10 protein-coding genes and 1 tRNA gene are annotated in these 12,827 nt (G+C 32.0%); 9 read left to right on the plus strand and 2 right to left on the minus strand.

Annotation, left to right across the window (positions count from 1 at the left end):
* Window positions 1-134: 134 nt before the first annotated feature.
* From HNQ00_RS13560 to HNQ00_RS13600, 9 genes are all read left to right on the plus strand, one after another.
* Window positions 135-1,136, plus strand: coding sequence for a hypothetical protein (locus HNQ00_RS13560; RefSeq protein ID WP_217425280.1), 1,002 nt, complete (start codon window positions 135-137; stop codon window positions 1,134-1,136).
* Window positions 1,096-3,366 (plus strand): hypothetical protein, encoded by a 2,271-nt coding sequence (locus HNQ00_RS13565; RefSeq protein ID WP_173839045.1) that lies wholly within the window; start codon window positions 1,096-1,098, stop codon window positions 3,364-3,366. Before HNQ00_RS13560 ends, HNQ00_RS13565 begins: the two co-directional genes overlap by 41 nt.
* Before the next feature lie 12 nt (window positions 3,367-3,378).
* Window positions 3,379-3,780 carry a methylmalonyl-CoA epimerase gene (gene mce / locus HNQ00_RS13570; protein ID WP_173839133.1) on the plus strand — a complete coding sequence of 134 codons (402 nt, stop codon included), beginning with the start codon at window positions 3,379-3,381 and terminating at the stop codon, window positions 3,778-3,780.
* A gap of 128 nt (window positions 3,781-3,908) precedes the next feature.
* Window positions 3,909-3,982, plus strand: a tRNA-Ile gene (locus HNQ00_RS13575).
* Between the two features lie 308 nt (window positions 3,983-4,290).
* A complete protein-coding gene (locus HNQ00_RS13580; protein ID WP_173839046.1) occupies window positions 4,291-4,557 on the plus strand; it encodes a hypothetical protein in 267 nt (88 codons plus the stop codon).
* Entirely contained in the window at window positions 4,557-4,877 is a 321-nt protein-coding gene (hxsD, locus tag HNQ00_RS13585; RefSeq protein ID WP_173839047.1) for a His-Xaa-Ser system protein HxsD, read from the plus strand. Before HNQ00_RS13580 ends, hxsD begins: the two co-directional genes overlap by 1 nt.
* Window positions 4,867-6,354: a His-Xaa-Ser system radical SAM maturase HxsB gene (gene hxsB / locus HNQ00_RS13590; RefSeq protein WP_173839048.1), complete on the plus strand. Its 1,488-nt coding sequence runs from the start codon at window positions 4,867-4,869 to the stop codon at window positions 6,352-6,354. Before hxsD ends, hxsB begins: the two co-directional genes overlap by 11 nt.
* The gene (gene hxsC / locus HNQ00_RS13595) at window positions 6,347-7,486 is read left to right on the plus strand and encodes a His-Xaa-Ser system radical SAM maturase HxsC (protein ID WP_173839049.1); all 1,140 of its coding nucleotides are present in this window, start codon (window positions 6,347-6,349) and stop codon (window positions 7,484-7,486) included. The genes hxsB and hxsC overlap by 8 nt, the downstream gene beginning before the upstream one ends.
* Window positions 7,476-8,909, plus strand: a complete 1,434-nt coding sequence (locus HNQ00_RS13600) for a hypothetical protein (RefSeq protein ID WP_173839050.1) — start codon at window positions 7,476-7,478, stop codon at window positions 8,907-8,909. The genes hxsC and HNQ00_RS13600 overlap by 11 nt, the downstream gene beginning before the upstream one ends.
* Here the strand turns inward: HNQ00_RS13600 and HNQ00_RS13605 are convergent.
* A complete protein-coding gene (locus HNQ00_RS13605) occupies window positions 8,869-9,606 on the minus strand; it encodes a glycosyltransferase family 2 protein (protein WP_173839051.1) in 738 nt (245 codons plus the stop codon). The two genes, HNQ00_RS13600 and HNQ00_RS13605, sit on opposite strands and share 41 nt — an antisense overlap.
* A 425-nt stretch (window positions 9,607-10,031) precedes the next feature.
* Window positions 10,032-12,827: a COG1470 family protein gene (locus tag HNQ00_RS13610; protein WP_173839052.1), complete on the minus strand. Its 2,796-nt coding sequence runs from the start codon at window positions 12,825-12,827 to the stop codon at window positions 10,032-10,034.

A 12,827-nucleotide genomic window follows, 5' to 3' on the forward strand; every position in this document is an offset into this window, starting at 1 on the left:
TCGAAATTTTTATACATTAATTAGGATACTTAGTTGTGGTGAGAAATTACTGCTATAACGTATCGTTAAAAACAGTAGCATCGAGAGCGCAAACATTTTGAAAATGGTATATTTGTCTTTCAATTTATTATCTATTGAAGAACTTCTGGCCCTACATTATAGTACTATTGATTCTTGCGGGATGCCAGCGCAAGGAGCATCCTGCTGTGTCTTTTTATTATTGGAAAACGAACTTTGATCTATCCTCACTAGAGCAACAGACCTTGCTGGAAAATCAGGTGAATAAAATCTACCTTCGCTATTTTGATCTCGATATTCACCCCACTACAAGAGCAGTGTATCCTGTGAGCCCTATTCATTTTAAGATGAAGCCTGCGGTTGCAATCGTTCCCGTGGTGTTCATTCAAAATAAAGTCATGCTAGATAAGGAGTTCGATAGTAAAGTCCTGGCTCAACAAACAATGGATTTAATTGCGTTAATTAATAAGAAGAATGGTCTTGATTGTAGCGAAATCCAAATTGACTGTGACTGGACATTGACGAGTAAGGATCATTATTTGCAATTTATCGAAGATCTTAAGCGTGTGTCAAAAAAGAAAATATCAGTAACCATTCGACTGCATCAAGTGAAATATTTTAAGAAGACTAAAATCCCAAATGCCGATAGGGCCGTGTTGATGTATTATAATATGGGGACCATTGCAGTAGAATCGTTCAACTCCATTTATAATCAAGAAACGGCGAGCAAGTACATTAAAAGTTTGAAAAAATATCCCATGGCATTAGACTTTGCGTTGCCTATTTACTCTTGGGGTATTCATATAAACGACGGTAGAGTGATTGGTTTGCGGAATAAATTGAATGTTAGTGACCTACATTATGATATAAAGTACAAACAGATTAGTACGTTTTCATTTGAGGTTTTAAAATCTCATTATAGAAATAGCATTTTTTATAACAAAGGAGATGTGATCAAAATTGAAGCGATTTCTGCAGCAGACTTGAAAGAAATGGCCGAGGATTTGAGCGAGAATGCGGCAGATGTGCCTAAAGAGATTATTTTTTACGACTTAGACGAAATCAATATAAGAAATTATGATAAAAACATTTTCAAGAAAATTACTGCTTATTTTTAGTGGTGCACTATTGTTTTCTTACGGCGTAATTCAAGCTTGCGGTGGCGGCGATTGGCTTGATGACTGGTATTACAGTTACACTTCTAATTTTACCCCTGAAGCATTTGTTGAAGAATCCTACTCGCCATTATTTTTATCGGGGGAGGTTTTCTACGGAATAGGTTTTGATGATACGCACAATTCGAGATTCAACGACGAAATCACCAGTGACTGGGAGAATTATTTAAAAGGAGCAATGCCTACCGAAGTCGTAAAATTCTTTATAATAGAAGAAAGTGCGGCAGATGTTAGTGCTTTAGATAGCTATTATTCGACTAATAAGTCAAATGCAATAGTGGCAAAATGGACTACTAAAATGGCATTAGAAAATGATAAGGTAAAGCGCTTTATAACATTTTTAGCATTGGCTAAGAAAACAGAATCGGCATCTTTGAGGAAGTCGTATTGGGATTATGATACTACAGAAGCTAAGATTTTCACCGATTGGAAAGTGATACGTTCTCTTGAAAAACAGTACGCTACAACCACCGATGATTTCATGAGAAACAGGTATTGGTTCCAGCTGATGAAGGGCTATTTCTATAGTGATGACAAACAAAAAGCTATTGATTTTTTTAATCAAACTTCGCAAAAGGTAGCAAAGAACACTTTGTACTACCGCGCATTAGGGTATTGTGCTGGAGTTTATTATTCGAATAAAAATTATGCGATGTCAAACTATATGTATAGTATGCTATTTGAAAACTGCCCACAAATGAGAGTAGTGGCGACGTATAGTTTTCGTCCAAATAGTGAAATCGACTGGAATGGTTCTTTGGATCTAGCCAAAAATAATAAGGAAAAAGCTGCATTATGGGCAATTCATGGTTATTATAAGGACGAGCAAAATGCAATTGCGCAGATTTTTAAATTAGACCCGTCAAGCAAGCATTTGAATTACTTGTTAACACGCTTAATCAATAAACAAGAGAATAAAATAAACAGTAAAAATGCTGATACAAATGAAGCTGGTAAAAAGAAGGTCGTTAAAGCCGATCCCGAAGTATATGCGCTGATAAACCAAATTGCGAAGTCGAAGGATACAGACGAACCTTATTTATGGAAGATTGCCATGGGGTATCTTCAGGTGTTGCAAGGGGAGCACAGCTTGGCAGATAAAACTTTTAAAGAAGTAAAATCTGAATTACCAAAAACAGAATTAGCGTCAAATCAACTGCGACTATTACAATTAATAAATAATTTAAGTCAGGTAGGTAAAATTAGTAGTGCTGCAGAAAAGGCCTTATTTTCAGATTTGAGTTGGCTTTATGTTACATTACCGAAAGATGAAAACCAAAATTTCAGGTATCACAATGCTACGGAATGGAGCAGGAATTATTTGGCTACGCTTTATTCGAAAAAGAAAAATTTTGTGATGAGTGAACTTTTTGTTCCCAACGCAGCATATTATGATTCGAAAGAAAATGTTCAAGCAATGAAAGCATTCATGTTAAAAGAGCATCACACTCCATGGGAGAATCTAGCGCTAAAAATATACAATGTAGCATTGGGAGATATTCAAATATTTGAAGCAATTCAATCTACATTTGAGAATAATATAAGTCAGGCAATTGAAAGTGTTGAAAAATCAGAAGGATTTAAAAATACAGTGTTGCTAGCAAATCCTTTTAATGGTACTATCAAGGATTGTCATGATTGCGAGCACCAAGCGACTCAGACACGTAAATTTACTATTTTACAATTTTTAAAAATTGTAGACGAAATGCAGCACAAGCTAAAAGTAAATGAAGATGTTTACAATAATAGTTTGTTGTTAGGAAACGCATTTTATAATATTACGCATTTTGGAAATGCCCGCGTTTTTCATGAAAGTACTTTGGTTGGTTATGGATCGAGTCCCACAAGTTTCAGAACACAAATGATGAAAATGATTGTAGATTGCAGCACAGCCAAACACTATTATCAACAGGCATTTAAAGCGGCTAGCACAAAGGAACAACAAGCAAAATGTTTATATTTGATTAGTAAGTGTGAACGTAATGAGTATTATAATACTAATTATTATTACCAAGATAAAAGTTGGTGGGATATCTATGATGCCGAAGTAAACTTCAAAGCATGGGATAGTTTTAAAACACTTAAAAAAGAATATTCTGATACTGAATATTATAAAGAAGTTATTAATGAATGTGGCTATTTTAATACTTATGTAAGTAATGGCTCAAAATAATTAAAAAAGATGATGAACAAAATAGAACACATAGGGATTGCGGTAAAAGACTTAAATGCATCTAATGATTTATTCGAAAAATTGTTTGGTGCTCCTGCTTATAAGTCGGAAGAAGTAGCGAGTGAAGGCGTGATGACTTCGTTTTTCAAGAACGGTCCCAATAAAATAGAATTATTAGCAGCCACAAATGCCGAGAGTCCAATAGCTAAATTTCTAGAAAAAAAGGGTGAGGGGATTCATCACATCGCCTTTGATGTAGACGATATTGTCGCAGAAATTGAAAGGTTAAAAGGAGAAGGATTTGTGGTGTTGAATGAAACGCCAAAAAAAGGAGCAGATAATAAAATAGTTGCCTTTTTACATCCTAAAAGCACTAATGGTGTCTTAATTGAATTGTGTCAAGAGATTAAATAATGAATAAGTGTTGTTTTTATAAATCTAGTAATCAGGGTCTTTTAATTTATTTAAATATTTATGTAAAAACTAGAGTAATATTATTTGGAGTAAAGGAAAAATAGTAGTAATATTGCACTCTCATAACCGGTCCTATAGCTCAGCTGGTTAGAGCACCTGACTCATAATCAGGTGGTCCCTGGTTCGAGCCCAGGTGGGACCACAGAAAAACCCCTCAATACGTTGTATTTGAGGGGTTTATTTTTTAGGGGAGTAATAGGGGGAGTTCTATTAATATGATTAAAGTTAACTAGCACTTCTGCTGATTTTATACACTATTTACTAAACCGTAAATGATAGGTTGCAGGATCATAGGTGTCATAATTTAAGTTAATCCAAAAAAAAATTATAAAAAAAAATAGCTTGCTGAGTAGTGTGAAATGATGGTGCGAAATCATGATTACAACTACAATTAATTTTTTCTCATTTTATTGAATAAATTACTTAAATTTGTCTTAAAATCATATAATTATGGACAAGAAAATTCTTTTAGCTTTAAGTGCTTTGTTGGGCTCGAGTAGTGTAGCAAGCAGTGCTGTGAAACAAGTTCCTTTGGACTTAGATTCTGACCAATTAAATTCGAATACTATAGCTTTTAAAAAAACTAAATCTAAGCAGTTTGCATTGAAAGTTAATTTTAATAACTTTGAAGATAGTGTAGCTTGTTTTCACTCTTCTCACTCTTCTCACTCTTCTCATTCGTCTCATTCTTCTCACTCCTCATCATCTTTTGTTTAATGGAAATTAAACTACAGAAGAGTATATATCCTATTGAAGCTGTTAGAAATACAATTTATTGGATGTCTGAGGATTTAGCTATAGTTTTATCTGAAGAAGAAAATTTTTATATTGTAAGCTCAACTGATTTCGATGATTTGAATGTAAAGAAATTTTTGAAAAGTCTCAACGATTTTGCGCTGCGAGAGCAAATAAACGTGGAGACAAGAGATATTAAGAACTTAGTTATTTCAAAAGCATTTTATCCTGATTTAATTAATTTTAAAGATATTGGCGAATTTGATGATCCTATAAATATTTTAAACAAGCATGGGAATTAATTCATTACGAAAAGAGTTTCGAAGATTTAAAGATTTTAATTATTACGACAATTTAGTTTCAAATAAGTTTTACTTGCTTCCATTTAATTTTAGAAGATTAAATTCAAAAAGGGAGTTAATTATAAGTATGTTAGGAGATTTTTTAATTGTCCCAGAGGGTACGGTTGAGAAATTAGTTCTTAAAGATATTAAGGGGATAGATGAAAATTTGTATTATGATTTATTGAGTAATCATATTGTACATGATAGTAAAGACATAAAGTCTTTAGAGTTACTATCTAATAGATATCGAGCCAAAAAATCAAATTCATTTAAATTTGCTCAGTTACACATATTTGTAATTACCTTAAGATGTGATCATACATGTCAGTACTGTCAAGTTTCGCGAGTTTCTGAGAATAAAGGAAAATTTGATTTTTCAAAAAATAATTTATATAAAGGTATAGATTTGATGCTCTCTTCTCCTGAAGACGATTTAACAATGGAATTTCAGGGGGGTGAAGCTTTGTTAGCATTTGATAGGATAAAAGAGGCTATAGCGTATACTAAATCTAAAGCTGAACTTCTTGGTAAAAGAATAAATTACGTAATATGTACTAATCTCGCACCAATTAGTAGAGAGATTCTCGAATACTGTAAAGAAGAAAAAATTCTAATATCATGTTCACTGGATGGTCATGAAAATCTGCATAACGAAAATCGAAAAAGACCAGGAAGAAATAGTTATGATCTGGTTAGTCAAGGACTAAATTTGTCATTTGAGATTTTAGGTAGAGAGAATGTATCAGCATTAATGACAACTACATCTCTATCACTAGAACATCCTATTAAGATTATCGATGAGTACCGACAGTTTGGTTTTAAATCAGTTTTTTTGAGACCAATATCTCCTTATGGATTTGCAACTAAAAATAAAAATAGTACTTATCAAACAGCAGAATTTATAAAATTTTTTAGTGACGGTTTAGATTATATAATTGATTTAAATAAAAATGGTGAATACTTTAAAGAAACCTATACCTCAATTTTATTAAAGAAAATACTAACTGCTTATACAGAAAACTACGTTGACTTGATGTCTCCATCAGGTCTAGTAAACAGTGTCATGCTTTATGATTATGATGGTAAAGTATTCTTGAGTGATGAAGCGAGGATGTTAGCTCAGATGAATGATTACACGTTCCAAATAGGAACAGTAAATGATTCATGGGAAAATCTATTGTCCAGTCCTGTAATTGAGAAAATAAGTAACGCAGGTGTGAATGATTATTTGGCAGGATGCAGTACTTGCGCTTATAACATATATTGCGGTGCAGATCCAGTACACCATCATGCAACGCAAAAAGATATGTATGGATTTAGACCGGATAGCAGCTTTTGCATGAGGAATATGTCTGTACTTGATATTATCTTTAATAAAATAGACACTGATAATGAAGTTCTTGAAATATTTAAATCATGGGTAAACAATGAGTGATGAAATTAAACTTTCTTGGAAAGGCACATTAACTTCTAAAAGTATTAGTTTGTTTGTTGGTATAGTCACTGAGAAAAAATATAATAATGGACAGATTGAAATAAAACTGGAAGGGAAGAACTTTGAAAAAAATAATTTTGAAAGTTTTTACTTGTCAACAGTTGAACTGAATTGTGACAACTCAATTAGCTACATTCAGGAACTTTCCGATATGGAAATTGGTGATATACTATCAGTGAAAGATAGAAGGGTAAGGTCTGTCTATAGAGAAGGTAGTTCAAATAATTTTTTATTTGCGACTATAAGATGTAATTCAAATTGTTTGATGTGTAGTCAGCCACCATTGGATGTTGACGATACAATTGAAAATTACAATATTTGGAATTATACTATTGATATAATGGTAAGTTCTCCAAAGCACTTAACCATTACCGGCGGTGAACCAACATTATTGGGAAATAAGTTAGTTATTTTAATAAATAAACTAACGTCTAAATTCCCTGATTTATTGATAACGATATTGTCAAATGGCAGAATGCTTGCGTTAGATAGTGCTATCGAAACTTTAGATCAAGTTTCAAATAAAAGAAACGTTGTATTTGCAATACCTCTATATTCTGATGTTTACAAACAGCATGATCATATAGTTCAAGCTAAGGATGCTTTTCACCAAACTTGTTTAGGTATTCATAAAATAAGTAGCTTAGGATTTCCAGTAGAAATTAGAATTGTTCTACACAAACTATCCAACCCTAGGCTTTTATCGTTATCTAAATTTATACACATGAACTTTCCATTTGTTTATCATATAACATTTATGGGTTTAGAGATAATAGGATATACAAATGCAAATAAATCACAGTTAATTGAGGAGCAGTCACCGCATTCTAATGATAATTTATTAGATTCATTGAATTTTCTTGCACAATGGAAATATAATGTCTCAATTTATAATACACCACTTTGTCACCTTCCTGAGCCTTTATGGAAGTATGCAAAACAGTCAATTTCTGATTGGAAAAATGGATTTAAAGAGGAGTGTCAAAAATGCATTAAGAAAGATGACTGCTCTGGTTTTTTTACTTGGAATTTAAAGTCCGCAACAGCTCTGCCTTTTTTACATGAAAAATAATATTCTATATATATCATTGATAATTTTAGTTGGATTATTTATTGTTTTTAAACCTCTTTCTAAAAAAAAATTTTACGGCTTTGAATATGAAGATTCATTTGTTAGCGCTCATGTTTCAACTCAAAAGGACTTATCAAATTTCATTGTTTCATATAGAACGATGGGATGTGAAAATTTAGAAGGGGGGAAGTGTACTTCGGTTAGCTCTTATACGGGACATTACGCAACTTACTCAATCTATTTGTTTGGAGTACACAAACTTTTTAATATTCAAAAAAATTATGTAGTTCATAAAGTTGGAAATGCCTTACTGTTCATCATCTGTTTCTTTACCGTTTTTTTTCTTTATCGGGATAACTTTAGCCTTCTACTTTTGTACTTAGGGTTAATTTCATGTTTGCCTTTTTTATATGTGTTAAATAGCGGACTTATTGAAAATATATCTTTTTCAGTTGGTCTCGTTTTAATTTTGGTTTTATATAAATTAAAACTTTCAAATAAAAATGCGTGGCTTATATTATATCTTATTTTATTGATAGTTGTAATCAATATCAAGAGAGAAAATTTAATCTATTTAGCATCATTAATGATTTTAAATCCTAGAAAGTTAATCAAGAATTATATTTTTTGGATAGGAATTAGTTGTATTATAATATCACAGATAGCTATAAATCCATTTTACACTGAAGGACTGGAAGCAAATTATTTGGGAAGAGAGACCTTTTCGCTTAATTATTTTAAATTCCAGTTCCCTACCTACCTTGCTTCTTTTTTTAGAATTGATGGCTTTCTGGCAATTATTGTTATTATATTCCTCCTAACAAAACCTTCGAAAGATTCATTTTTGTTTTTAGGACTTTGGTTTGCATTAATGCTGTCATATGGTTTTCACTATAGGGGGCAATATGCTATAGTCGCAAGGGAAATCACTCATTTTGAAACTTTTAGGTATATGTTTAACACTTTGCCTTTGATGACTGCATATTTCGTTTTTGGACAGCGGAGAAAATTTTTTAAAAAGGCATATATGTTAGGAATAACGCTTTTAACATGTTCGTACTTATTATATCATAATATGCCTATTATTGAAGACTTCGCAATAGATGAAATGTCGAATTATCATGAGGTTAATAATAAATTAAATTTGTTAAGTACAAAAGAAAAGAACATAGTAATTCATGACAATTTTGTATTAATTTCTATGTTAAATACTGAATCAAATTACATCGATATTATGTCAGCAAGCGCCACCAAGCTAAACTTTATAGAAGGAAAAAATAATATCTTAATCAACAGATTTGGAATTCTTAACATAGTTGATTTCGATGATAAATTTATATTTAGGAAAATTGATAGTCTAAGTAATGAGAGTTCACCGGTCTTTAGTTTTGAAAAAGTTGCCTATAAGAATTCTGTAAAGTAATTTTTATTACGCCAATAGCATAGATAATTGATTGTTTATAATTGATAGATGAAGAGTTTATATCATATTTCGTAGTACAAGATACCTCACCTATGGCTAATTTCTCGTTTATAATTCCAATAATGACTTGATTGTCAAATAAGAAGTTATTTGAAAATTTGTGATATTGAATTTTTCTTAAGGTGCTTGAACGATATGCTCTTAATCCCGTGTGGTACTCTGATAGCTTATATCCAGTCAATGTGTTTTGGAATAGAGTTAGTAACCTATTCGCTACATACTTAGGTATGGGCATGCCTTTTTTTATACAATTACCTCCAAGTATCCTTGAGCCGATTACAAAATCATATTTAGCAAATTTCAACATCGTAATCATTGATGGAATTAGGCTAGGAGAATACTGAAGGTCACCATGAATCATTATTATAAATTTGAAATTGTTTTTTAAAGCGTAATCGTATAGAAATTTCTGATTTCCACCATATCCCAAATTCTTTGACTGCTTTATAAGAACTATACTTTCTGAAAGATAATCAGTTAGATCTATAATACCTTCAGGGCTACAATCATCACTAATTACAATATTTTGAAAACCACTTATTTGTATGTCTCTAATAACATTTATTATGGTTTGATTTGCATTATATGCTGGGATTACCACTATGGTATCGTCAATTAATTGTTTGTAGTTAGCCAATTTTAAAAAAATATTTTTAATGTTTAATGTTTAATCAATTTGGTGTAATTTTTTTTTAAAAAAATCCAGTAGCTAATATAGTATAGTTTTTAAGATTATTGACCTCGAAATAAATTATAGTGGATAATATGTGTTTTTACCTCTATAGAAAAAGAGTGTTATTCTAAATTTCGATTTTTAATTTAGCGGTTAATTTTTCTATCAAAATTAAGTCTTTATCCTCTTTCGATTTCCCCATCGGTCTAATAGGTCCTAATGGCCAATTTAACCTAGTATTATTATAGAAAAGCACATCCTTTTTTAATATTTGTTCAATTTCTCCCAAAGTGTTGTAATCCACCCTTTGAAGCACTTCTTTTTTTATGGCTTGTACTTAAGTGAAATTGCCCAATTTTTAAAATTCTTAGTAACTAATTTAGAAGCTATTAATTTGTAAATTTCTTAGTATTGATTCTTTTCTCTTTTACATTAATTGTAAAAGGAGGAATTACGGCAATTTTACCAGTCTCTAGTTTTACGTCTTGACTTTTCATCGTGCAGTAAGTGTTAACGGGTAAGGATTGCTCGTCTAGCACTATACTGTATTCTCCTGTAGGTAGGAAAATTGTAAAATGACCGTTGTCATTGGTTTGTACTTTTTGTAATAGATTTCCATTTTGCATTACGTTAAATGCAAATCCGTAATTTCTTTTGTCAAAATCCAATGCGGTGTCAGTATTATAGTCAAAAACAATTTGCCCTTCTACTTTTCCACTTTGATGTAGTGGTAAATTTAGGTCGTAATTATGTCGATCTACGTTTATTGCAGTGTCATTATAATACCATCCATCTTGCGTAAATTGCTTTAAGTAATAAGTGCCATATGGGATCTTCTTATATGAAGCCGTTCCTTGATCATCTGTTCGCAATGCAATTTTATTAATATTGATCGTATAATTTGTCGCTAAACTCTCATCAGAGTCCATAATGTTATTATTATTCTTATCATAAAATGTGGTGATTTTTATGGTGCTCTTTTTATCTGGATTTAGAATGGTGTTTTCTAGTTTTACCGAAACACCTAGTTCTACAGTGATAATATTATTTACCAATCCAGCAATGTTATAATTGTACCAAGAGGAATTTAGAAAGGTGCTAAATGATTTGCCGTTGTATCTTGTGTTTATAAATGCCGATGGAGATTTACCGTATACAATATCGTCAATGTAAGTAAATCCACTGTTTAAATTTAGTTTATCATCAAAGAAATTGCTGGTGTAAAATAGAGAAAGGGAGAGTTTTTGATACTCTTTGTTAGCATTATTTACTGATGAGAAAATGTATTCAGAAAGGTAGTAACTTCCTAATTGGTACACTGAATTGATATTGAAATTTTTATAGTTGTAGTTGGCGTTAATTCTCATTTGATATTGATCTTTAACATATATTGGGTAGCGCACCGCTCCAGTTTCAATTCCTAAAAGAGCAGACTGTCTCGAAATTGAATTTACCCATGAAAACTGTTGAGTGACACGGCTTGCGACCATTCTTTGTGGTCCGTTACTGTTTATGTTATTTAATAGTGTGCTGAAGCTATTAGATTGTTCGCTCTGATATTGATATGCTAGGTTGTAACTGAAATTTTTGCGTTTAGGAAACCTGTTCCCCACTTCTAAACGAGTATTTGACGACTCTTGATTTGTTTCAAATGAAAAGTATTTTGGTGAGAAATTAGCATAGGTCGCGTTAGCATATACATTTTGCTTTTTTAAAGGAGTCGAAAAACTCTGTTGTAACTGTATGTTTCCTCTACGATTTCCAGGATAGTAATCTGTGCTAAAAAAGTAATTTCCGTTTAAATTGATCTCGTTTATTTTTCCCACATAGTTTGACTCGGCTGCAAATGAGGTTTTCGTTGATGCATTCGAATCATATGTGCTTAATCCCCCATTTAACTTTGCAATTACATTCCAGTCATTGTTAAAATCATACTTTGCGGTGGTCCCAACAATATTGTGCTTTGCTTTTTCGAATGGATCGTAACTATATAGGTAATTTGCAGATAAATTCTTGCTACTGTTTTCAGGATTTAAAATTGCATTTGCGTAGAAACCGTAACCGTTTTTTAACCAACTGTTTTCTTCGATTAGATTGTAGTTTTGATCTATAAAACCAACTTCAACTTTTTGTTTCTTATTAAAAGTATGGCTGTATTCTGCTCCTCTTCCTACAAATACCATTTCGAATAATTTATTTATATTACCCACAGTAAATTGATTGCTTCCTTGACGGTAGGTCAAGTCTGTACTAGTAACTAAGGGTGTTTGCAGCCCATCAGATAGTGCCACGTTACCTCGCATAAATAAGTAACCTGAGGGAGTATTTATTCCGCCTGAACCTCTAATTTGGTAAAAATTTACATTTCCACCTAGTTTTCTATAACTGGCACTGATTTCGTTAGATGTCTCTTTTGAAAAACTTGTAAAATCTGTTGCTTGGTATTGTTGTGTACTCGAAATATTCTGTATATCAACGTTTGTGTTTCCGAAAATTTCTTTATCAGGATTTCTAAAACCAGAAATTCTTACAGTGTAAGTAGATTGTTTTGCTAACGCCTTAGAAGGTAGGTAAGTAAAAGTAAAAATAGAATCTTTTTTAACCCCCAAAGTAGCAGTTTGTTCAATAAAAAGGTTAGCAGTTGAAGGGTCTGGAAATTTACAGACTAAAGTTATGTTTTGAGGTATATTACCTCTATTCGTAATTTTTACTTTTACGGCTATCGGTTGGTTGTTCGATTGATGATATATCGTATTGTCAATTGAAGATATGTCTAAAGTACGATCTTGAATTATGGTGTGTGTCGTATTTTGTTCTGCTATAACAGTGCCTTCCATAGAAATTAAGCGACAAGTTAATACAGAAGTACCCGCAATAACATCTGCACCTATCACATATTTTACAGGAATGTGACGTGTTTCTCCTGGATCTAATTGTACGACCGAGTAATCACCGTTTAGATTTCGAAAACCTTTAGCTGCTTCAAATTTAATCTTACCTTTTATTGGTGTGCTAGTGTTATTTTTAATAACTACAACCAAGCTTAAAAGTGTAGGTTGTTTAAATGAAGTGTCGTTTTGTAAAGTCATCACAATTCCAGTACCGCCATTTTGTGCTAAAATGGGAGTGCTGAAGAGTAGGAAAAGAATAAATTTAGATAAAAGTCTCAATTTATTGAAGGGCAT

It is taken from the genome of Flavobacterium aeripolare (genome assembly GCF_013294025.1).
Classification (GTDB): domain Bacteria; phylum Bacteroidota; class Bacteroidia; order Flavobacteriales; family Flavobacteriaceae; genus Flavobacterium.